General features: G+C 32.3%; 21 protein-coding genes. 18 read left to right on the forward strand and 3 right to left on the reverse strand.

All coding sequences use genetic code 11. The annotated features are described in order from the left end of the window. Positions 1–55 precede the first annotated feature (55 nt). Complete coding sequence (locus tag MHI13_RS11275; protein WP_002434772.1) at positions 56–1,315, reverse strand: BaiN/RdsA family NAD(P)/FAD-dependent oxidoreductase; 1,260 nt, start codon at positions 1,313–1,315, stop codon at positions 56–58. 328 nt (positions 1,316–1,643) lie between these two features. Here MHI13_RS11275 and MHI13_RS11280 point away from each other — a divergent pair, with 328 nt between their 5' ends. The 8 genes from MHI13_RS11280 to MHI13_RS11315 all read left to right on the forward strand — a co-directional run bounded on the left by MHI13_RS11280 (position 1,644) and on the right by MHI13_RS11315 (position 9,923). Then, positions 1,644–3,305 (forward strand): putative polysaccharide biosynthesis protein, encoded by a 1,662-nt coding sequence (locus MHI13_RS11280; protein ID WP_064210633.1) that lies wholly within the window; start codon positions 1,644–1,646, stop codon positions 3,303–3,305. Continuing rightward, positions 3,302–3,994: a pseudouridine synthase gene (locus MHI13_RS11285; protein WP_002434686.1), complete on the forward strand. Its 693-nt coding sequence runs from the start codon at positions 3,302–3,304 to the stop codon at positions 3,992–3,994. Before MHI13_RS11280 ends, MHI13_RS11285 begins: the two co-directional genes overlap by 4 nt. Before the next feature lie 21 nt (positions 3,995–4,015). Further along, positions 4,016–4,441, forward strand: coding sequence for a YtxH domain-containing protein (locus tag MHI13_RS11290; protein ID WP_002434662.1), 426 nt, complete (start codon positions 4,016–4,018; stop codon positions 4,439–4,441). Between the two features lie 272 nt (positions 4,442–4,713). Then, positions 4,714–6,123: a dipeptidase PepV gene (gene pepV / locus MHI13_RS11295; RefSeq protein ID WP_064210634.1), complete on the forward strand. Its 1,410-nt coding sequence runs from the start codon at positions 4,714–4,716 to the stop codon at positions 6,121–6,123. Between the two features lie 3 nt (positions 6,124–6,126). Next, on the forward strand, positions 6,127–6,975 hold the full coding sequence (gene dat / locus MHI13_RS11300; protein WP_002434747.1) for a D-amino-acid transaminase: 849 nt from the start codon (positions 6,127–6,129) through the stop codon (positions 6,973–6,975). Positions 6,976–7,374: 399 nt separating this feature from the next. Continuing rightward, the gene (locus tag MHI13_RS11305; protein ID WP_002434704.1) at positions 7,375–8,166 is read left to right on the forward strand and encodes a phosphotransferase family protein; all 792 of its coding nucleotides are present in this window, start codon (positions 7,375–7,377) and stop codon (positions 8,164–8,166) included. 13 nt (positions 8,167–8,179) lie between these two features. Next, on the forward strand, positions 8,180–8,824 hold the full coding sequence (gene trmB, locus MHI13_RS11310) for a tRNA (guanosine(46)-N7)-methyltransferase TrmB (protein WP_002434693.1): 645 nt from the start codon (positions 8,180–8,182) through the stop codon (positions 8,822–8,824). 274 nt (positions 8,825–9,098) lie between these two features. Next, on the forward strand, positions 9,099–9,923 hold the full coding sequence (locus MHI13_RS11315; RefSeq protein WP_002434655.1) for a YtnP family quorum-quenching lactonase: 825 nt from the start codon (positions 9,099–9,101) through the stop codon (positions 9,921–9,923). Positions 9,924–9,975: 52 nt separating this feature from the next. On the opposite strand, the gene MHI13_RS11320 is transcribed toward MHI13_RS11315, so the two are convergent. Further along, entirely contained in the window at positions 9,976–10,290 is a 315-nt protein-coding gene (locus tag MHI13_RS11320; RefSeq protein WP_037578956.1) for a peptidase, read from the reverse strand. A gap of 85 nt (positions 10,291–10,375) precedes the next feature. Between MHI13_RS11320 and MHI13_RS11325 the strand changes: the two genes are divergently transcribed. The 10 genes from MHI13_RS11325 to ccpA all read left to right on the forward strand — a co-directional run bounded on the left by MHI13_RS11325 (position 10,376) and on the right by ccpA (position 23,399). Then, positions 10,376–11,452, forward strand: a complete 1,077-nt coding sequence (locus tag MHI13_RS11325) for a M42 family metallopeptidase (RefSeq protein ID WP_002434821.1) — start codon at positions 10,376–10,378, stop codon at positions 11,450–11,452. Between the two features lie 14 nt (positions 11,453–11,466). Further along, a complete protein-coding gene (locus MHI13_RS11330; protein ID WP_002434814.1) occupies positions 11,467–11,778 on the forward strand; it encodes a thioredoxin family protein in 312 nt (103 codons plus the stop codon). Positions 11,779–11,893: 115 nt separating this feature from the next. Beyond that, complete coding sequence (locus MHI13_RS11335) at positions 11,894–12,757, forward strand: DUF1444 domain-containing protein (RefSeq protein WP_002434758.1); 864 nt, start codon at positions 11,894–11,896, stop codon at positions 12,755–12,757. Between the two features lie 16 nt (positions 12,758–12,773). Beyond that, complete coding sequence (gene ytpR / locus MHI13_RS11340) at positions 12,774–13,370, forward strand: YtpR family tRNA-binding protein (RefSeq protein WP_002434829.1); 597 nt, start codon at positions 12,774–12,776, stop codon at positions 13,368–13,370. 20 nt (positions 13,371–13,390) lie between these two features. Continuing rightward, on the forward strand, positions 13,391–17,251 hold the full coding sequence (locus MHI13_RS11345; RefSeq protein ID WP_064210635.1) for a DNA translocase FtsK: 3,861 nt from the start codon (positions 13,391–13,393) through the stop codon (positions 17,249–17,251). 20 nt (positions 17,252–17,271) lie between these two features. Next, the gene (gene murC / locus MHI13_RS11350; protein ID WP_002434715.1) at positions 17,272–18,585 is read left to right on the forward strand and encodes a UDP-N-acetylmuramate--L-alanine ligase; all 1,314 of its coding nucleotides are present in this window, start codon (positions 17,272–17,274) and stop codon (positions 18,583–18,585) included. Between the two features lie 74 nt (positions 18,586–18,659). Continuing rightward, positions 18,660–19,184, forward strand: coding sequence for a DUF948 domain-containing protein (locus tag MHI13_RS11355; RefSeq protein WP_002434851.1), 525 nt, complete (start codon positions 18,660–18,662; stop codon positions 19,182–19,184). Positions 19,185–19,259: 75 nt separating this feature from the next. Then, the gene (locus MHI13_RS11360) at positions 19,260–20,768 is read left to right on the forward strand and encodes a hypothetical protein (RefSeq protein WP_064212380.1); all 1,509 of its coding nucleotides are present in this window, start codon (positions 19,260–19,262) and stop codon (positions 20,766–20,768) included. Between the two features lie 259 nt (positions 20,769–21,027). Continuing rightward, positions 21,028–22,119 (forward strand): bifunctional 3-deoxy-7-phosphoheptulonate synthase/chorismate mutase, encoded by a 1,092-nt coding sequence (locus MHI13_RS11365; RefSeq protein ID WP_002434695.1) that lies wholly within the window; start codon positions 21,028–21,030, stop codon positions 22,117–22,119. 290 nt (positions 22,120–22,409) lie between these two features. Then, positions 22,410–23,399, forward strand: a complete 990-nt coding sequence (ccpA, locus tag MHI13_RS11370) for a catabolite control protein A (protein WP_064210141.1) — start codon at positions 22,410–22,412, stop codon at positions 23,397–23,399. A 102-nt stretch (positions 23,400–23,501) separates the two neighbouring features. Here the strand turns inward: ccpA and MHI13_RS11375 are convergent, their stop codons facing one another. Then, the gene (locus MHI13_RS11375; RefSeq protein WP_002434690.1) at positions 23,502–24,674 is read right to left on the reverse strand and encodes an acetoin utilization protein AcuC; all 1,173 of its coding nucleotides are present in this window, start codon (positions 24,672–24,674) and stop codon (positions 23,502–23,504) included. Between the last annotated feature and the right edge of the window lie 101 nt (positions 24,675–24,775).

Genomic DNA, 24,775 nt, shown 5'->3' on the forward strand with positions numbered 1-24,775 from the left:
TACTCAAAAAACCTTCTAGGTAGCATAAAACGTTACCTAGAAGGTTTTAAATATATTAGGATTCATTTTTAAAAGTTCCAGCATTAGATCCAGCAACGTGACCTGTCACTAATGCACTTGTTATATTGTATCCGCCAGTATAACCATGTATATCTAATACCTCTCCACACAGAAATAATCCTGGAACGATCTTTGACATCATTGTTTTAGGTTGTATTTCTTTTAAAGACACACCACCACCAGTGACAAACGCTTTATCAATGGGGAGTGTTCCATTAACGTTAAACCTAAATCCTTTTAAATTTGAGATAAAGTGATTTAATTGTTGATTAGACAAATGATGAGATGTAGTTTCATCACTAATATCGGATTGTTCTAACATAAACAATAAGTAACGTTCTTCAATTAAGCCATGCAAACTATTTTTTATATACTTATCTGGTTCAGCCTTTAATAAGGAGTTAATTTTTTGAGAGAGTTGATCGTGATTTAAATCTGGAAATACGTCCAATTGCATAGCAATATCCTGTTTCTTTTGATTCTTTTGTTCTTTATAAACAAATTGGCTACATCTAAGCGCAGCTGGACCACTTACACCAAAGTGCGTAAATATCATATCCATTTGATGGCTTATTCTTTTTTTACCATTTTTCTTTAAAACTGATAATTCTACATCTTTCAAACTTAATCCTTTAAGACGTTTTGATTTAATGAAAGCGTCGCTAGAAGTTATTGGAACTTCTGTAGGGAAGAGTTCGGTTATAGAGTGGCCAAGAGATTCGGCGAATTGATAACCGTCTCCAGTTGACCCTGTTTGTGGAACAGATGTACCACCAGTAGCAATGATTAAAGATTTACTTTGGAATTCACCTTTTTGAGTTGTAACATAAAAAATACCGTTATCATGAGAAATTTCTGTGACTGGAGTTTCCTCCATAACATTAACTTTGTTTTCATTAATTTGTTTAATCAAAGTGTTTACAACATCCTGTGCTTTATTGGATACAGGGAACATCCGACCGTGATCTTCTTCTTTTAATTTCACGCCTCGGCTTTCAAAAAATTCAATAATAGATTCATTATCAAAAACTGAGAAAGGACTATAAAGAAATTTACCGTTACCAGGTATGTTTTTGATTATTTCTGCATAGGGTAGGCGATTAGTAACATTACAACGACCTCCACCTGATATTTTCAATTTTCGTCCTAAACCCTTTTTCTTTTCAATTAATAAGACATTATCACTTACTTCACTTGCGGCGACTGCAGCCATTGAACCGCTGGGGCCTCCGCCAATTATAATAGTTTGATACATTGAGTTACCTCCACATATTCCTTGTTACAATTGTATAAGACTATTTAAGTATTATCTAATAAAAATTAAGGTATGAGGTGACAAAGAGTAAAAATATAATTATAATATGAAACTTGGAACCTCCTTAAATTAATACTAACATCGTGTCTTTTTTCTACAGATACATAGCTTTTTTAAAACATAATTTTTACAATGTCTAAAAAGTGGAAAATAAAAGACAAACATTTATTATTTTGTGATATATTTTTAAGTAATGCAAGGTAATAAGTTTTGATATAAACAACACGATATAAAACTTTAATAAAATTTTAAGATAGGAAGATAGGTAATGAGTGAGAGTAAAGAAATGGTTCGAGGAACCTTTTTAATTACATTAAGTATTTTAATTACTAAAGTATTAGGTGTGCTGTTTATTATCCCGTTCACTTCATTGATTGGCGGGCAAGAAAATATGGCTCCTTTTACTTATGCTTACGCTCCTTATAATATTGCAATTGCAGTAGCAACTGCAGGGGTGCCACTAGCAGCTTCTAAATATGTAGCTAAGTACAATGCGTTAGGTGCTTATAAGGTCAGTCAAAAGTTTTATAAGTCAAGTTTCATTGTAATGAGTATTACGGGTGTAATTGGCTTTCTAATTTTATATTTTTTAGCTCCATACATAGCAGAGTTAACTTTATCGCGTAAGAATAATGCGAAAACTGGTTGGTCAGTTGCTGATATTACATGGATTATAAGAATTATCAGTATTGTAGTTATATTTATACCAGTTTTAGCTACATGGAGAGGTATATTCCAAGGATACAAATCTATGGGCCCAACAGCTGTTTCAGAAGTAACAGAGCAAATTGCCCGAATTATTTTCATATTAGTAGGTAGTTACTTAGCTTTAAATGTATTTAATGGTACAGTTCTACAAGCAAATGGAATTGCCACGTTCGCAGCAGCAATCGGAGCTATAGCTGGAATTATTACGCTTTGGTATTATTGGATTAAACGTAGAAGAAATATTAAAGAAATGGTTGAGTCTGATACAGCTAATATGCATGTTTCTTATGGAAACATGTATAAAGAGATTATTGCTTACAGTATTCCATTTGTAATTGTAAGTTTAAATTTCCCATTATTTAATTTAGTAGATCAATTTACACATAACGGGGCTCTAAGTTTAGTTGGCGTAAATCCAAAGTTACAAGATACATTCTTTAACATGTTAAATATGTCTACAAATAAAATTGTAATGATCCCAACATCATTAAGTGCTGGTTTTGCGGTGAGTTTAATTCCATTTATTACAAAAACTTATGAAGAGGGTCGTCTAGAGGAAATGCATAGACAAATTAGAACGTCTATTGGTGTCCTAATGTTTATTACAGTACCAGCTAGTATAGGTATTATGGCATTAGCGCAACCTTTATTTACTGTATTCTATGGTTATGATCCTATTGTTCATGGTCACGACCCTAACTTTGACGGAAGTAGATTACTATTCTATTATGCACCCGTAGCGATATTAATTTCACTATTAAGTGTAACTGCTTCTATGTTGCAAGGTATTGATAAGCAAAAATTAACAGTCTTTGTTATTTTAGGTTCAGTAGTCATTAAATTAGCACTAAACTATCCGCTTATTATGCTTTTACACACTCCAGGTGCGGTACTAAGCACTGCAATTGCATTATTATTTGCGATTGGCTGTAATTTCTATATTTTAAAAAAATATGCGAAATTCAAATTCAGCTATAGTTGGATACAATTTGCTAAAATATTCTTATACTCCTTCATCATGATGATAGGTGTAGAGGTTGTATACTTCATTCTTAAATTATTCCTAAATCCTACTAGATTTGGTTACCTCATTATAATAGCTATAAGTGTTATTGTTGGTGCGTTTATTTATGGTGGCATTACAATCAAGAATAGACTGGCTGACGAATTTTTAGGTGACGTTCCTGAAAAAATTAGACGAAAAGTGACGTTTTTAAAATGAGAATAGATAAATTTCTAGCTAATATGGGTTTAGGCACTCGTACTGAAGTAAAACAATTACTTAAAAAAGGTCTTGTAGAGGTTAATGAGAAAAAAATTAAAACACCTAAATCTCAAATTGACCCTGAAACAGACAAAGTAGTGGTTGATGGTGAAGAGATTTCATATGTAGATAACGTCTATATGATGTTAAATAAACCTAAAGATTATATTTCAGCTACAGAAGATAACGCTCATCAAACTGTTTTAGATTTAATCCCTGAATTTTCACATTTAGGGATTTTTCCTGTAGGAAGGTTAGATAAAGATACAGAAGGATTACTTTTATTAACTAATGATGGACAATTTAATCATGAATTAATGAGCCCCAAAAAACATGTATCTAAAACTTATGAAGTTATATCTAAATATCCTATTAAGCAGTCAGATATAGAAGCTTTTAAATTAGGCGTAGAACTTTCTGATGGTAAGGTCAAACCGGCAGAACTTATTAAAGGAAATGATAGACTTTCATATGTTACGATTTATGAAGGAAAATATCATCAAGTAAAACGAATGTTTCATAGTATCGAAAATGAGGTATTAGAATTGAAACGTGTTAAAATCGCCAATTTAGAATTAGATGAAACTCTAAATTCTGGTGAATATCGTTTTTTAAATGAACAAGATTTCGAAAATCTAAAAAAATGACAAAGGAGAAGGTGTACAATTATGGGTAAAAGTACAAATTTATTTAGAATTGCATTAGGCATTGGTGGCGCTGTTGCAGCAGTCGCTTTATCACGCAAAGACAGTCGTGACAAACTTAAAAATGAATATAACAAATATAAAGAAAATCCTGAATCATACAAAGCAAACGCTAAAGACTTTGCTAGCCAAATTGGAAACAAAGCCAATGAAACGATTCAAGAAGTAAGAAATAATCCAAGAGATTATGTTGATCGTATTAAAAATGATCCTAAAGCATTCTTTGAAGAAGAAAAATCTAAATTTACTGATTTAGATGACAAAAAAGCAGATGATTTAGAAGAAGGAAAGTTTGACGACGAAGGTGGCGCAACAACTTCTAATAATCTAAGAGTTGTCTCTGAAGATGATTTAAAAAATAATAAAAATGCTTTAGAAGATAAAGAATAAATAAAATTTATCAATTTAAATCATAATAATAAAGAGCCTATAGATGAACGCTAGAAGTTCACTTATAGGCTTCTTTTTTATCTCGAAAAATATATAAAGCATTTAATTTGAAACGCAAATATGAATTATATTAGTACTCCGAAACTTGATATAATTTAACTTGAAAATCATCATTACAAAAAATTAAGTAATTTTCTGACATCTTACTGTAGTTTCTGAGTAACATATTGTAAAATGGAGTTTAACTTATATAAAAAGGAAGTCGATCTCAAATGTGGAAAGAAAAGGTTCTAGAATATGAAAATCAAATGATTGATGATCTTAAGGGCTTATTATCTATTGAAAGTGTAAGAGATGATTCTAAAGCCTCTGAAGATGCACCTGTCGGACCCGGACCAAGACAAGCTTTAGATTACATGTACGAATTAGCTGAGAGAGATGGGTTTTCAACACATGATGTAGATCATATAGCCGGACGAATAGAAGCTGGCCAAGGAGAAGATGTCTTAGGTATCTTATGTCATGTAGACGTTGTTCCGGCTGGTGATGGATGGGATTCTGACCCATTTGATCCTGTAGTAACAGACGATGCAATTATTGCCAGAGGTACACTAGATGACAAAGGACCTACAATTGCTGCATATTACGCCGTGAAAATATTGAATGATATGAAAGTAGATTGGAAGAAACGTATTCATATGATTATAGGTACAGATGAAGAGTCTGATTGGAAATGTACAGATAGATATTTCCAAACTGAAGAAATGCCTACATTAGGTTTTGCACCTGATGCTGAGTTCCCAGCGATACATGGTGAAAAAGGAATCACTACATTTGATTTAATTCAAGATCAAATAAATGAAGATGTAGATGAACCAGATTATGAATTATTAAACTTTGAATCTGGTCAAAGATATAACATGGTACCAGATCATGCTGAAGCCCGTGTTTTAGTTAAAGAAAATATGACAGATGTGATTCAAAACTTTGAATATTTCGTTGAACAAAATGAGCTTCAAGGAGAAAGTACCGTTGATAGTGGTATTTTAATCTTAACGGTTGAAGGTAAAGCGGTTCATGGCATGGATCCTTCACTAGGCGTCAATGCTGGATTATATCTACTTAAATTCTTGTCTTCTTTAAATTTAGATAAAAGTGCAAAAGATTTTGTTGAATTCAATAATCGTTATCTCTTTGATTCTCATTTTGGAGAAAAAATGGGTATGAAATTCCATACAGATGTAATGGGAGACGTTACTACTAATATAGGAATTATTAAATACGATAATAAAGAAGCTGGAAGATACGGTGTGAACTTAAGATATCCTCAGGGATTTGAATTTGAAGAGGCTGTTGAAAGGTTTACTAATGAAATTAAAGACATTGGATTTAGCCTTGAACTTGGTAAAGTTCAAAAGCCACATTATGTAGATAAAGATGATCCATTCGTGGAGAAACTTGTCAAAGCATATAGAAACCAAACTGGCGATATGACTGAACCTTACACGATTGGTGGGGGGACTTATGCTAGAAACCTAGACAAAGGCGTCGCATTTGGTGCTATGTTTGAAGATACTGAAGATTTAATGCATCAAAAAAATGAATATATGACTAAAAAACAATTGATTAACGCAACGAGTATTTATTTAGAGGCAATTTATGCTTTATGTGTGGAGGGATAAACGATGACAAAAGTTTTTATTAACGGGGAATTTTTGAACGAAAAAGACGCTAAAGTATCTTACGAAGATCGTGGTTATGTATTTGGCGATGGAATATATGAATATATTCGTGCTTACGAAGGAAAATTATTTACAGTTAAAGAACACTTTGAACGATTTTTGAGAAGCGCAAATGAAATTGGCCTAGATTTAGGATATACAGTAGATGAGTTAATTGATTTAGTTCGTCAATTATTAAACGAAAATAATGTGAAAAATGGTGGAATTTATATTCAAGCAACAAGAGGTGTAGCGCCTCGGGAACATTCCTTCCCGACGCCTCCAACAAAACCAGTAATCATGGCATTTACCAAGAGTTATGACAGACCATATGAACAATTAGAAAACGGAGTATATGGTGTGACAACTGAAGATATTCGTTGGTTACGTTGTGATATAAAAAGTTTAAATCTTTTAGGGAATGTATTAGCAAAAGAATATGCTGTTAAATATAATGCTACAGAAGCGATTCAACATCGAGGTGAGACTGTTACAGAAGGTGCATCTAGTAACGTTTATGCGATTAAAGATGGTGCAATTTATACGCATCCAATCAATAACTTTATTTTAAATGGTATTACTCGCCGTGTAATAAAATGGATCGCTGAAGATTACGGTATACCATTCAAAGAAGAGACATTTACAGTTGATTTCTTAAAAAATGCTGATGAGGTTATTATTTCTAGTACCTCCGCTGAAGTCATGCCAGTGATTAAAGTGGATGGTGACGATATTGGCAATGGAAAAGTAGGAGATGTAACTCGTAAATTGCAAGAAGGCTTTAATAAGTACATTAAATCACATAGTATTTAAAACCTTAAATTTTAAAATTATTTAAACTTTAAAAATCTTAATAAAATTGTCTTAATTTCTCAATAATTAGTGCTAAAATTATGTTATAATTTATATTAAAGTGATTTAGAAAATACAAGTACTTTCGACTAGTAAAATGTGTCATTTTGTTTCTCATTTTTAGTTGAAATTGACCCTTAAAAATTATAAAATCTTCTATGAGTGATAAATAATGAACGGGCTGATTAAATAAAATATTTAGGGAATTTTATATTATAAAGCCAACTTAAAAAACTGTTATCTAAATATCAATTGAGCGTAAGAGAAAATTAAAATATGCGCTTTTCTATAAATTAGAATATATGGCTCTTGAAAATATATTTCTAGAGCCATTTTCTAATTGAAAGTGAGGTGAACATGTTGGAGCAGTTTTATCAGTTAGGGTGGACGCTTGATTCAGCTGGCGGTGCTTCTGGTGAAGCATATATGGCTGAACAAGATGGACAGAAATTATTTTTAAAACGTAATTCTAATCCTTTTATTGCTGCATTGTCTGCAGAAGGAATTGTACCTAAACTTGTATGGACGAAAAGAATTGAAACAGGAGAAGTCGTTACCGCACAGCATTGGAAGAACGGTAGAGAATTAAAATCTGATGAAATGGATCAAACCAGAGTAGCGAAATTACTCAATAAAATTCACAGTTCTAAACCATTGTTAAGCATGCTTAAACGTATGGAAATGGAACCCATCACTCCTGATATCATGTTAAATAAAATTAATGCCTCTTTATCTAGAGAAGTTCTAACTCACCATGTTGTTAGAAAAGCTTTAACTTATTTAGAAGATCATATTCCAAATTTAGATTCTCGCTTTTTTACTGTAGTACATGGAGATGTTAACCATAACAATTGGTTATTGTCTGATAGAGATGAATTGTATCTCGTTGATTGGGAAGGGGCAATGATTGCAGACCCAGCTATAGATATAGGTATGCTGCTTTACAACTATGTTCCTCAATCTAAATGGTCAAAATGGTTTGATACATATGGCCTAGAAGAGAGTATCAATTTAAATAAACGTATGAAATGGTATACAGTGATTCAATCCATTGGTATGGTTCAATGGTATGAAGAACAAAAACGATATAAAGATATGAATATGTGGTTGAAATTCTTAAATGAAGTTATGAATAGCAACTTATTTATATAAGGAGTAATTTAATATGAGAGTTCGATACAAACCTTGGGCAGAAGATTATTTAAAAGAACATCCTGACCTAGTAGACATGGACGGTACTCACGCAGGCCGTATGTCTGATTGGTTTGACACAGAACAACCAATATATATAGAAATTGGCTCAGGAATGGGGCAGTTTATAACTACTTTGGCTTCTAAACATCCAGAAATTAATTTTGTATCAATGGAACGTGAGAAAAGTGTCATGTATAAAGTTCTTGATAAAACAAAAGAACTTAATTTAACTAATCTTAAAATGATTTGTAATGATGCTATTGAGTTAAATGAATATTTTAAAGATGGAGAAATTTCAAGAATATACCTTAATTTCTCAGACCCTTGGCCAAAGAAACGTCATGCAAAAAGACGTCTTACATATCACACATTCCTTGCTCTATATAAGCAGATTCTCAAGGACGATGGAGAAATTCACTTTAAAACAGACAATCGTGGGTTGTTTGCATATAGCCTTGAGAGTATGTCGCAATTTGGGATGTATTTTACAAAAATGAATTTGAACCTACATGACGAAGATGATGAAGATAATATTCTAACCGAATATGAGAAAAAGTTTTCTGATAAAGGCTCAAGAATCTATCGTATGGAAGCAAAATTTCACAAGAATTTATAAAGTCCTTAAAGAAGAAAATAATATAACTATTGTCTTAAATAGAACGTCTACAAAGTTACAAACTTTGTAGGCTTTTTTATTTTACCTGATAAACTATTTCAATATGAGAATCAAATTTTGTTTACTCAAACTTCTATGAGATTGACTGGGAACTTAAACTTTCCTATAAAATGCTTACATTTGATTTTAATAGTGACTTATAATAATTTTTAATAAAAGATGTAATTTACATCATTTCTATGAGAAGTTCAATAATGTCAAGGAGGCGTTATCTTTGAAATTAGGGCGATTTACTCTCCATTATTTAAGAGGTGGAAACACTAATATAGATGGTGGGGCGATGTTTGGTGTTGTTCCCAAACCGTTATGGACTAAAAAATACAAAGTAAATGATAAGAATCAAATTCATACTCCGACACATCCTATTTTAATTCAAACTAGTGATAAGAATATTTTAATCGATACGGGTATTGGTAATGGTAAACTTTCAGATAAACAACAAAGAAATAGTGGTGTTGAATATGAGAGCTTAATAGATGAGGATTTAAAACAATTAGGTTTAACAACCTCTGATATTGATATGGTCTTAATGACCCATCTTCACTTTGATCACGCTTCTGGTTTAACAGATAAAGATGGGCATGCAGTTTTTGACCGAGCTACACATTTTATACAGCAAGACGAGTGGCATGAATTTCTTTCACCTAACATAAGAAGTCAAGCTACTTATTGGAGTTATAATCAAGGGGATTATAAGGAAAGGTTAATTTTATTTGAAAATGAGATCGAACCTTATCCTGGTATAAAGATGAAGCACACAGGCGGGCACAGTTTCGGTCACTCAATTATTACGATTGAAAGTGATAATGAATACGCTGTGCATATGGCTGATATATTACCGACTACCGCTCATCTTAATCCACTTTGGGTGACAGCTTATGATGACTATCCGATGCAATCCATTAGAGAAAAGGAACGATTAATCCCATATTTCATGCATCATAATTATTGGTTCTTGTTTTATCATGATGAAAATTATTTTGCGGCAAAATACCAAGATGACTTCAAAACAATAGATACATTTATTTCTAGACAATAAAAAAGGTTATCGTTTGATAAAATATTCAAACGATAACCTTAATTATAGAATGCTATAACTCGATAATATCGATAACTTGACCAGAATTAGCATCGGCATAAAACTCATAGTCTACTAATTTACCATCATGATAAGCTGAAATACCACCTTGATAGATAGGTTGGTTATGATTAACATTATTCAAGACAATAGGTTGATGTACGATATAAGAGCCTTTTACGTTTCTAAAATACGTTTTAACTTCTTTTAATAAGTCATTGGCATTATATAATTTCCGCTTTGTTAAATAAAATGCTAAACATAGTGAAGTTATAAATGTTACGAAAAGCATCACTATTGCTATACCTTTAAAATTAAAAAACTTCATCATATAATCTCCTCTTATCTAAATTCTTATTCTTAGTTTACCATATTGAAGATGATATAATAGAGTGCAAGGAGTGAGATTTTGTATGATGATAGATAATACGAAAACTTTAGAACGCATAAAACAATTAACAGAGCTTCATGGAGCCCCAGGTTTTGAAGATGAAGTAAGAGATTACATGAAACAAAAAATGGCCCCTTATGTTGATGAATTTATTCAAAATAACATGGGTGGAATTTATGGAGTTAAGAAATCTAAACAAAACAATGCCCCTAAAGTAATGATTGCTGCACATATGGATGAGATAGGTTTTATGATTACTCATATAACTGATAATGGTATGATTCAGTTTACTAATTTAGGTGGCGTTGCTAATGATATATGGCAAGGACAAAGGCTGAAAGTTAAAAATAGAAATGGCAATGAGATTGTTGGTGTTGTTGCCAATATTCCAAAGCACTTTAGAACAGGTAATGAAGCGGCTCCCGAAATAAAAGATTTAATGTTAGATATCGGTGCTTCATCACAAGAAGAGGTAAGAGAAAGAGGTATTGAAATTGGAGATACAATCGTTCCTGACACATCTTTCACTCAATTATCTGAGTATCGTTATATAGCTAAGGCATGGGATAATCGTTATGGTTGTGTCCTCGCGATAGAAATATTAGAATTGCTCAAAGATATAGAGTTAGATGTTGATTTGTATGTAGGCGCTAATGTTCAAGAAGAAGTTGGATTAAGAGGTGCAAAAGCGGCTGCTGAGCAAATTAAACCTGATATTGCCTTCGTGGTAGATTGTTCCCCAGCTAATGATATAAAAGGGAAACAACAACTCTCTGGTGCACTAGGGGAGGGCACATTAATTCGTATTAAAGATGGTACAATGATATTAAAGCCACGCTTTAGAGATTATTTATTAAAGTTAGCCACAGAAAATGATATTAAACATCAATATTATATTTCTCCAGGTGGTACCGATGGGGGAGAGATCCATAAAGCAAATGAGGGCATACCTACAGCAGTGATTGGCGTTTGCGCAAGATATATACACAGCACGGATGCAGTTTTTGATATAAGAGATTACTACTCAGCTAGACATCTATTAAAAGAATGTATAACTCATTTAAATCATCATCAAATAGAAGTACTAAAATTTGGTTAAGGAGTGTAGAACAAGTGAAACAACTTGAAACAGAACAACAATTTGAAGAATTAAAAAAAGGTAATACTGTCTTTGAATTTACCGCTGATTGGTGCCCAGACTGCAAAGTAATAGAACCTGATTTACCTAAATTAGAAAATAAATATAAAGACTTTAATTTTGTTTCGGTAGATAGAGACAAATTTATTGATATATGTATTGATAACGATATCTTAGGAATACCCAGTTTCTTAGTTTATAAAAATGGTAAACTTGAAGGTAGCTACATAGGTAAAGAAAGAAAATCTATTGATCAAATTGATGCATTTTTAGCAAAATATATTTAAGTATCAATTTATTTAGAAAATAACGTTATCTATACACCGTATTTTTAGTTTTTTCTGTTATATAGCAGTTATTTATTGTAAACTGTTATAAGGTGCGAAAATAGGAGTGTTTTAAATGAATGTCTTCCAAATGAGAGATAAATTAAAAGCGCGTTTAATTCATTTAAACGTAGACTTTAAATTTGATAGAGAAGAAGAAACTTTAAGAATTTATCGTACAGATAATCATAAAGGTGTCACAATCAAACTCAATGCTATTGTCGCCAAATATGAAGAACAAAAAGATAAAATTATAGATGAAATTGTTTACTATGTAGAAGAAGCAATTGCCCAAATGGGTGATCATTCTTTAGAAGAAATGGAAGATATAAAAATCATGCCAGTTGTTCGAGCAACAAGCTTTGACAAGAAGACTAAAGAAGGTCATTCATTTATTTATAGTGAACATACAGCTGAAACGAATATTTATTATGCTCTCGATTTAGGTAAATCATACAGATTAATAGATGAAAGTATGTTAAAAACATTAAATATGACTGAACAACAAATTAAAGAAATGTCATTATTCAATGTTAGAAAACTTAAAAATAAATATTCTACTGATGAGGTTAAAGGCAATATTTTTTATTTCATCAATTCTAATGATGGCTATGATGCAAGTCGCATACTTAATACGTCATTCTTGAATGAAGTCCAAGAACAATGTGAGGGTGAGATGTTAGTTGCAGTTCCTCACCAAGACGTGTTAATTATTGCTGATATACGTAATAAAACAGGTTACGATGTCATGGCTCATTTAACAATGGAATTCTTTACTAAAGGTTTAGTACCAATTACTTCATTATCATTTGGCTATGACAAGGGACACTTAGAACCCATATTTATTCTAGGAAAAAATAATAAACAAAAACGTAATCCTGATGTTATACAGAGATTAGAAGCGAATAGAAAGAAATTTAATAATAAAGATAATCAATAGAAATGGAGTTTTATAGATGAACTTATTTTATAATCCACAAGGTGTAGGAGATGTAGCTTTTTTACAGATTGAACCTACAGATGGTGCATTTGATTACAACAAGAAAGATGATGTAGTCGAAATCACTCAAGATGGGCAAGTTGTTGGTTTCAATATCTTTAACGTATCAGATAAAATAAAAATAGAAGGAAACGGTCATATCAAATTAACTTCAGAAATTATTGAGGCGTTACAACAATCTATTAATAATTCTGGATTTAACTATCAATTAGATACTGATTTATCACCTAAATTTGTAGTTGGATATGTTGAAACTAAAGAAAAACATCCTGATGCGGATAAATTAAGTGTTTTAAAAGTTAATGTTGGTAATGAAACTTTACAAATTGTTTGTGGTGCACCTAATGTAGCAGCTGAACAAAAAGTAGTGGTAGCTAAAGTAGGTGCTGTAATGCCAAGTGGAATGGTTATCAAAGATGCTAAATTACGTGGTGTTGATTCAAGTGGTATGATTTGTTCAATGAAAGAATTAGATTTACCAAATGCACCTCAAGAGAAGGGTATTATGGTATTAAATGATGATTATGAAATTGGGCAAGCATTTTTTGAATAATAAAGAAAGGTAGTGAAATTATGAGCTGGTTTGATAAATTATTTGGCGAAGATAATGATTCAAATGACGACCTGTTACGTAGAAATAAAAAAAGAAGACAGGGAACTCAATCTCAACAAAATAATCAAGACTCATTACTGCCTCAAAACAATGATATTTATAATCGCCCAAGAGGTAAATTTAGATTTCCTATGCATGTATCTGAAGAAGCTTCATATAACGATCTAGATAATGATAAAAACTATGAAACTTCTGAATACAATGCTAATTATGGTTCAAGAACATATGACACACAAGATGATGACTCTACACGTAATTTAGTTGATAATTCTGGGAAAAGACATCGCCGTAGACGTTCATCTCAAATGCGTGAGCATGATCATATTAATCAACATTCAAATCGTAATGAGGATCAAATGTATCATCGCGAGTCAAGTCGTTTTAAAAGAAGTTCTAATAACAGTCAGTCTAATGATTATCGTTCACATAATAATAAGTCAAATTCTCGCATGAAATTACAATCTGAACGTTTGAAATCTAATAGTAAACTCCAATCCTCTACGAATTCTGAACTTACATATCATGGCGGTAATTTCAAAGCGAGCGACGTTCCGTCAGCTATTTTTGGAACTAAGCAACGACGTCCTTTAGAAAACGGAGTGATTCCACCTAAACAAGATTCTCTACAAAATAGCAATAATGCAACTAGTAAATCACAAAGGAATCAACCTAAAAATGCACATGATGTAAACATGTATCGTCAATCTATAAATAAACAAATGGGTTATCAATCTGAAGAATCATCATCTAAAGATAATCAACCTCCACCAGAAAACCATGCCAAAACTTCAGATACAGAACAGACACAGAAAACATCTTCAAGTCATCTTCAATCTAATAATCATTCAGCGCAAAAGTCTGAAGGACGAACACCTAATTATTCTAAAAAAGATAACACTGTTAATATTGAAAATATCTATGCTTCACAAATCGTTGAAGAAATCAGACGTGAAAGAGAACGTAAAGTCCTTCAAAAAAGAAGATTTAAAAAAGCGCTTCAACAAAAGAGACAACAAAATAAAGACAATGAAGAAGATCAAATTCAAAAAGCAATTGATGAAATGTACGCGAAACAAGCACACCAATATATTGGTGAAAGCTCTCTAGATGAAGACCATAATGATGAGGATATTAATGACGGACAGTCTAATAATGTGTCAGAAAGTACTACAACAACTTCATTTAAAGAAGACCAAATTGGCGCTTCGTCGTACAATTATGAAGAAATCAACCTTGATGATGAACAACATATTCAAAAGGTAAATGACAAAGATGTGCATGTAAGTGATGCCTCTAGCGATAATGCTACTGAGGAAACTAGTGTTGATAAAGCACACAACGATAATGTAGAGGATGCTCAATTCCAAGAATTAAATGATAGCCAACAACCATCAAAATCGACTTCTCACCTTGAAAATGAAAATTCACAACAGCAAGAACACTATAATAATGCAATTAACCAAAGTGTTGATAATGAGAAGGAGTATGCTAAACATAGACAGAAAAACGATGATGATTTTAAAGAATCAGCTTCTTCATTAAGTACAAGTGAGATAAATAGTGATAGTTCTTCGACGATAGTAAATGCTTCAAATCAAGATACAGTGACCTCCACGGTTGATTCAAAACAAAGTATGACAGCTAATGAAGGTCAATCATTTGGTAACAATGAAAGTGTAGAAGAACATGATCATCATTCAAAAATGAATAGTGAGGGTGCCGAGTCTTCAAATCACTTTACCAATAGTGAGCAACATTCAGAATTAGATAGTAACCAGTTCATGAATAATACTAATAGTAATAATTTTACTTCAACAAGTGAGGTTACTTCACAATCAGAGAGCAGTGTGGCTCAAGAATCGGAATTAAATAGACCAACAACTCAATCGCATTCCAAAGATGTTTCAACACATAAACCGCGATTTGCAGGTAGTAAACCATTTAATGTGGTAATGACGCCTTCAGATAAGAAACGTATGATGGATAGTAAAAACAATAGTAGAGTTAATGTTCCCGAATTAAAACCTGAACAACAAATTGATCAATCTACTGAAGAGGATTCTAGTGAGAGTCAATTTACTTCTGAAAATAATTTAAATGAAAGTGAAACAAATCAACAAACTTCACATGAGTACCAAACTCAATCTGAATCAAACGACGACGGTATTACAGGTGTGTCTACAAGTGACAATGTTAACAATAATCATATTCAACAGCATACTCAAAGCACATCTCATAATGAAACTAGTGGAAGAAGTAGCGGTAATCATTTTTCAGAAACTGTAAAAGATAATGATGACACTAACCTAAATAATAACAAAACTTCTGCAACAGGAATTACTCATCAGGAAGTAAAAGAACAAGCGTCCAATTCTTATAAAAACCAACAAGAGTCATCTCAAGATAAGCAACAAGGAATTAGAAAAGGACCTAATATTAAATTGCCTAGCTTTGATTTATTAGAAGAACCTGAACCACACGAAGTTGATGAAGAATGGATAGAAGAGAAGAAACAGGAATTAAATGATGCACTTTATTATTTCAATGTGCCCGCAGAGGTTAAAAATGTAACAGAAGGTCCAAGTGTTACAAGATTTGAATTATCTGTAGAAAAAGGGGTGAAAGTTTCAAGGATTACTGCACTTCAAGACGATATTAAAATGGCATTAGCCGCCAAAGATATACGTATTGAAGCGCCAATTCCTGGAACAAGTCTTGTAGGTATTGAAGTACCAAATCAAGACCCAACTAAGGTTAACTTACGATCTATTATAGAAACACCTAAATTTAAAAATACAGAGTCTAAATTAACTGTAGCGATGGGTTATCGAATTAATAATGAACCATTATTAATGGATATCGCTAAAACGCCTCATGCACTTATTGCCGGAGCAACAGGCTCAGGTAAATCGGTTTGTATCAATAGTATCTTAATGTCATTATTATATAAAAATCACCCTGAAGAATTACGCTTACTATTGATTGATCCTAAGATGGTGGAATTAGCACCATACAATGATTTACCACATTTAGTTTCTCCTGTAATTACAGATGTGAAAGCTGCTACTCAAAGTTTAAAATGGGCAGTAGAAGAAATGGAGAAACGCTATAAATTATTTGCTCAATATCACGTAAGAAATATTACTGCATTTAATAAAAAGGCACCTTATGAGCAAAGAATGCCAAAAATTGTTATAGTAATTGATGAGTTAGCCGACTTGATGATGATGGCACCTCAAGAAGTAGAACAATCAATTGCACGTATTGCTCAAAAAGCACGTGCATGTGGTATTCATATGTTAGTGGCTACACAAAGACCTTCAGTAAATGTTATTACGGGTCTGATTAAAGCAAATATTCCTACTAGAATTGCCTTTATGGTATCTTCAAGCGTGGATTCAAGAACAATTCTAGATAGTGGTGGCGCGGAACGCTTATTAGGATATGGTGATATGCTATATCTAGGAAGTGGAATGAATAAGCCAATTCGTGTTCAAGGTACATTTGTTTCTGATGAGGAAATAGATGATGTCGTTGACTTTATTAAACAGCAGCGAGAACCTGAATACTTATTTGAAGAAAAGGAATTATTAAAGAAAACACAATCTCAAGCACAAGATGATTTATTCGATGACGTGTGCGAGTTTATGGTGAATGAAGGACATATATCAACTTCATTGATTCAAAGACATTTCCAAATTGGTTACAATAGAGCAGCTAGAATTATAGATCAATTAGAGCAGTTAGGTTATATATCAGGTGCTAACGGTTCTAAACCAAGGGATGTTTATATTACTGAAGCGGATTTAAATAAAGAATAAATTGAGTAAGGAGTATTAAAATGACGCACTATCATTTTGTCGGAATTAAAGGCTCCGGCATGAGTTCATTAGCACAAATCATGCATGATCTTGGTCATGAAGTCCAAGGTTCAGACATAGAAAAATACGTATTTACCGAAGTTGCTCTACGTAACAAAGGCATCAAAATTTTACCTTTTGATGTTGAAAATATTAAAGAAGGCATGGTTGTCATTCAGGGTAATGCATTTTCAGACAATCATGAAGAAATAGTTAAAGCTCATGAATTAAAACTTGATGTCATTAAATATCATGACTTCCTAGGTCATGTTATCAATCAATATACATCTGTAGCTGTTACAGGTGCTCACGGTAAAACTTCAACAACTGGTCTATTGTCACATGTTATGAACGGAGATAAAAAGACATCATTCTTAATTGGTGATGGTACTGGCATGGGATTACCTGGAAGCGATTATTTTGCATTCGAAGCTTGTGAGTACCGTAGACATTTCTTAAGTTATCATCCAGATTATGCGATTATGACGAATATTGATTTTGATCATCCAGATTATTTTAAAAATATTGAAGATGTCTATGATGCTTTCCAAGATATGGCTCATAACGTTAAGAAGGCCATAATTGCATGGGGTGATGATGACTATTTACGTAAATTAGAGGCTGATGTACCAATTTATTATTATGGTTTTAAAGAGACTGACGATATTTATGCTAAAAATATTCAAATCACCGAAAAAGGTACTCAGTTTGATGTTTATACTAACGGGGAATTTTATGATCAGTTCTTATCACCACAATTTGGTGACCATAATATTTTAAATGCGCTTTCAGTTATTGCGATTAGTTATTTAGAAAAGATGAATGTTGACAACATTAAAGATGCATTAGTCACTTTTGGTGGTGTAAAACGTCGCTTTAACGAAACAAAAGTATCTAATCAAGTATTAGTAGACGATTACGCTCACCATCCTAGAGAAATTAGTGCTACAATTGAATCAGCTAGAAAGAAATATCCACAGAAAGAAGTAGTAGCTGTCTTCCAACCTCACACGTTCTCTAGAACTCAAGCTTTTCTAGACGAATTCGCATCTAGTTTAAGTAAAGCAGATCGCGTATTCTTATGTGAAATTTTTGGTTCTATTAGAGAAAATACAGGTGAATTAACTATACAAGATTTAATTGAACGTATTGACGGCTCGTCGCTAATAGATGAAAATAGTATTGACATATTAAAAGAATTTGATAACGCAGTCATTTTATTTATGGGCGCTGGTGACATTCAAAAGTTACTTAAAGCTTATTTAGAAAAATTAGGCGTAAAAAATGAGTTTTAATATGTTTATAATAAAACATCATGGGTATTAAATATTAATGACTTTTATTTTATGGTATTTAGGAGGCGTTTTTAATGGATTGGATTTTACCAATTGCAGGAATTATCGCTGCGATAGCGTTCTTAATTTTATGTATCGGTATCGTTGTAGTTTTAATTTCTGTTAAGAAAAATTTAGATTACGTGGCTAAAACACTTGATGGTGTTGAAGGTCAAGTTCAAGGTATTACTCGAGAAACTACTGATTTACTTCATAAAGCAAATCGCTTAACTGAAGATATTCAAGGTAAAGTGGATCGTTTAAATTCTGTTGTAGATGCTGTTAAAGGTATCGGCGACTCAGTTCAAACTTTAAATGGTTCTGTAGACCGAGTAACTAACTCAATTACGCACAATATTTCTCAAAATGAAGATAAAATTTCTCAAGTAGTTCAATGGTCAAACGTGGCAATGGAAATTGCTGACAAATGGCAAAATAGATACTACCGTAGAGGAAGTGCAAACTACAAAGCAAACACTGTAGCTGACGATGCAAATCATAGCTATTCAAATTCAGAATACAGTTCTGATCATAGTTACACTACACGTGTTAACAAATAATTAATACGAATGAATTAAATGCACTTAAATGAGGTTTTTACTTATTTAAGTGCTTTTGTTTTAGGAGGAATCGTTATGGAACACTATAACCGCGATAATTTTGAGAGAAATAATACAGGTCGTGATTTATATAACCGTACGTCACGCAATTCATCAAATACGCCTAAACGTAAAGACTTCGTAGTAAGTTTTATTGCTAGTGCAATCGTTGGCTCTGCTTTAGGTCTTTTTTATAAAAATAAAGTATATAAAAAAACAGATGAATTAAGAGATAAAGAACAAGATTTAAGAAATAAAGTACTTAATTATAAAGAACAGGCAGAAAACACCGTTAATTCAGTAAGAGATAGAGTAGAGAACTTTAGAAATCGTTCTAAAGATGGTTTAACTTCTGATGAATTACAAGCACAAAAAGTAGCAATCCAAAGAGAAGTTAGTGACAATAATCTATCAGATCAATCACCTGAGGCTCAAGAAATTCAAGAAGCTAAATTAGAAGCTACTAAAGACGACTTTGAACAACAAAATAAACCATCAGCTACAGAATTAACAGCTCAACAAAATGCAATTCAACAAGAATCAAAATTAGCTGACCAGTCACCAGAAGCACAAGAAATACAAGAAGCTAAAGCCGAAGCACAAGACCAACAAAATAAACCATCAGCTACAGAATTAACAGCTCAACAAAATGCGATTCAACAAGAATCAAAATTAGCAGATCAGTCACCAGAAGCACAAGAAATACAGGAAGCTAAAGCTGAATCACATAAGGAAGATAGTCAAGAAGCATCACATATCGAAAGTGATAAAAAACCATCAGCTGAAGAAATAGCTATTGCTCAAACAGCTATTAAAAAAGAATCAAGTGATAATGATTTAGCTGATCCTACTACTAAAGAAGGCAAAAATGAAGATGCCCATCAAAAAACGCAAGCAGAAAATTTAGCTACAGCTGCTAAAACAAAAAACGATAAAATCACTAATGACAGCCAAGTTGCTAAAAATACAAATGATCTCACAAGTGAATCAAGTGTACCTAAATCTGCTGACAAAGAGGTACCTAATTTAGTTACAAAGAAAAATGAGAATGACACAGGTTCAAGTGATGGTTCATTTGCAAATCGACTAGCTACAGCTGCAAAAGCAAAAAAATCTAAACTAACTAAAGGATCTAAAGAATCACAGCTCACTGAAGCATTATTAGCTGAACCAGCATTACCTAAAGGTAAGAAAAATAATAATGTACCTAATCTTGTAACTCAAACTACTAAGCAATCAACAAACTCTAAAAAAGGTCAATCTTCTACCTCTAAAGAAGATAAAGTAAATAAATCACAAGAAAGTGCGACATTCGATAAAGGCGTAGTTACCCATGAGAATTCTATAAAAGGTACTCAAAAATCTAATAGTAAAGGTAACAAAACAAACGCAAAATCTAATAAAAAGGCAAATACAAGTAAAAAACAAAGTAATACGCCTAAACAAAACAACAGAACTCAAAAACAACAAAATCAATCAAATAATAATCAACAAAAAGTTGAGAAAGCAAATAGCAAGATTGAAAAACGTACATTCAATGATTAATTTAACTTACAATATATATTTAAGCTGAGGCATTATCATATTGTCTCAGCTTTTTTATTTTCTAATTCATAATTAAATGTTGAAAAGTTTTCACCAAAATGTATATTGCATTTGGCGTTTACAGAAAATTTTCTATTTTCTGTAAATATGCGCTTGAACTATAAAAATGAAATTGTTAGAATTAAGTCTAAATACTTTTATTTTATCGCTTTAAAGTAATATACTTTCATACATAATTATATCTTAGAGGTGAGTAGAAATGACTAATAAATTGGAAGAATACAGAGAGGAAATTGTCTCATTAAACTATCAAATTTTAGATTTGTTATCTAAAAGAGGCGAGTTAGCTCAAAAAATTGGAGAAGAAAAAATTAAACAAGGAACTCAAGTATATGATCCTCAACGTGAAAAAGAAATGATTAATGATTTATTGGATCGAAATGAGGGTCCATTTAATGATAATGTAATCAAGCAGTTGTTTAAAGAAATTTTTAAAGCCTCTACTGATTTACAAAAATCTGAAAACGAAAAACATCTATACGTATCACGAAAATTAAAACCTGAAGATACTATTGTGAAATTTGATAATGGTGGCATTATTGGTGATGGTAATAAATCATTTGTATTTGGACCTTGTTCAGTTGAATCACAAGAACAAGTAGATGCTGTTGCTAAAGATTTACAATCTAGAGGAGAAAAATTTATTAGAGGTGGTGCATTTAAACCACGTACATCTCCTTATGATTTCCAAGGACTTGGTGTAGAAGGATTAAAAATCCTTAAAAATGTAAAAGATAAATTTAATCTTAATGTAGTCAGTGAAATTGTAAATCCTAATGACTTTGAAGTAGCAGACGAATATTTAGATGTTTTCCAAATTGGTGCACGTAATATGCAGAACTTTGAACTGTTAAAAGAAGCTGGTCGCACAAACAAACCAATTCTTTTAAAACGAGGTCTATCTGCAACAATTGAAGAGTTTACTTATGCAGCTGAATACATTGCTTCTCAAGGCAACAGAAATATTATTTTATGTGAACGAGGAATACGTACATATGAAAAGGCGACTCGTAATACACTTGATATTTCTGCAGTACCTATTTTAAAACAAGGTACACACTTACCAGTAATGGTTGATGTAACTCATAGTACAGGCAGAAAAGATATTATGCTACCAACTGCAAAAGCAGCATTAGCCGTTGGTGCTGATGGCGTAATGGCTGAAGTTCATCCTGATCCATCAGTTGCATTAAGTGATGCTGGACAACAAATGGATTTGAACGAGTTTAATGATTTCTACAATGAACTTAAACCACTTGCAGATATGTATAATGCTAAAAAGTTAAAATAAACATTTTGCAATCGTTTATACTAAATTGACTACTCAGTTATTCTTTTCTTGAATAGTGATGTAGTCTTTTTATTTTTTAATGAATTTAACTTAAATTAAATTTTCAATTTTTATTTATTTAAATTTTTTAAGCGGAAAGAATATAATATAAATGAATTGCACTTGCTTTTTCTGACAGAAATGTGACAAAAGAACAAAATCATTTCACAATAACCATAAATATGATAAACTTTGAAAATGATATGAAAACACGATATTATAAGCAATGAAACGCTTACAAGGAGGAAATTATGACTGTAACGATTTATGATGTAGCTAGAGAAGCTCGTGTGTCGATGGCAACTGTATCACGTGTAGTTAACGGCAATCAAAACGTAAAACCTGAAACGAGAAACAAAGTCAATGAGGTCATCAAGAAGCTAAATTATAGACCTAACGCAGTTGCACGAGGACTTGCAAGTAAACGTACTACAACTGTAGGTGTGATAATTCCAGATATTTCAAATGTTTATTATTCACAACTCGCGCGAGGTCTTGAGGATATTGCAACAATGTATAAATATCACTCAATCATCTCCAATTCTGATAATGACCCTGAAAAAGAGAAAGAAATCTTTAATAATTTATTAAGTAAACAAGTTGATGGTATTATTTTCCTTGGTGGTACTATTTCAGAAGAAATTAAAGATTTAATTAATCAATCTTCAGTTCCAGTTGTGGTATCAGGAACAAATGGTAAAGATGATCATATTGCATCAGTTAATATTGACTTCAAACAAGCTGCTGAAGAAGCCACTCAACATATGATTGAAAAAGGTGCTAAGAAATTTGCACTTGTAGGTGGCGATTATTCTAAAAAAGCACAAGATGATGTATTACAAGGTTTAACAAAAGTTTTAAATCAACATCATTTAGAACTTGATGAGGCATTACATTTTTCTGGTAAAGAAAGCTATAAAGAGGGAATCAAAGCATTTGAAAAATTACAAAATAATATGCCTGATGCTATTCTTTCAATTAGTGACGAGCAAGCAATTGGTATTTTACACAGCGCATTAGATGCTGGGGTTAATGTACCTGAAGACTTACAAATTTTAAGCTTTAACAACACACGTTTAGTCGAAATGGTACGCCCACAACTATCTAGTGTTATACAACCACTATATGATATCGGTGCAGTAGGCATGAGATTATTGACAAAATATATGAATGAAGAAGAAATTGAAGAACCAAATGTAATTCTTCCTCACAGAATAGAATATCGTGGAACGACTAATTAAAATTATAAATGGTTGTTAAGTGAAGAGAAAACGTAAATATAAAATTTAAAAGGGTACTCAATGTTTCAACATGATACATTGAGCACCCTTTTTAATATATTATTAAATATCGCTATAACGTTCATACCAACTTGCAACCTGTTTAGCAATTCTAAGATTTTTATCAGATATTTCTTTAGTTCTTGGAATATAAGCATAATCATTTAAACGATCTTCCCAGCGTTTTGGTAGTTTGACGGTACTATATAACTTCCATTTATTAATCCAATTTAACGGGAGGTAACCTTGTTGAATAGGCTCCCCGATTAAACTTAAAAAGACGTGACTCCAAGCTCGAGGGACAACTCTCCAAATATTATAACCTCCGCCCCCGAACATTAATACTTTATGATTACAATAGCGTTTTGCTAAATCTTGGATTATATATGGAATAGAATATAGGCCATTTAATGTACAGTTCATGTGTGTAAGTGGATCTCTATAATGGATATCTACACCATGAACGCTTAAAATGATATCAGGCTTAAAAGCTGCAACTAATGGTTCTACAGTTTCTTTAAATACCTCTATATAAGAGGCATCTTCAGTATAAGGTTCAAGAGGCACATTTACCGTATAACCATATCCTATATCTTCACCACGTTCTGTATAATGACCAGAGCCAGGGAATAAAAATTTTCCTGTCTCATGAATGGAATAAGTCATAATTCTATTGTCTGTATAAAAGCTCCATTGTGTACCATCTCCATGATGTGCATCTGTATCAATAACCATGACGCGTTGATGATATTTTTCAACTAAATACTTTGCAGTTATAGCAACATCATTATAAATGCAAAAGCCATTCGCTCGTCCGGGTAGTGCGTGATGTAAACCACCACCGAGATGGCATCCATTAATAAATGTTCCATCCATGATACAATCCGCTAAATTAAGCGCTCCTCCTACAATCCGAGCGCTATGACGATGCATATGTTTAAATTGAAGCGTATCATCACCATTGAGTCCATATTTCTTTGCCTCGTGTTCACTTAATATACCATGTGATGCGTGACGAATAGCTTGAATATAATCATATTGATGAATTAATGCGAGTTCTTCATCTGTAGCTATACGTGGTATTACGATATGCTCATTCTTTAAAAAGTTCGCGTCCTTTAACAACTCAGTCGTTAGTTTAAGCCTCATTTGATTGAAAGGGTGTTCGTTACTAAAGCGGTATTGTAAGAGATCTTCAGAATAAACATAACCAGTACTTAAATTTTTATTTGGCATGATGCTCCCCCCGTAACAACATTCTCACTATTTTGATTAACTTTATTTGAATGCGAGATATTTAACTATGATACTTTTGAAATTAGATTTTTTTGTAGTAT

This window comes from Staphylococcus sp. FSL K6-0223, from assembly GCF_038008285.1.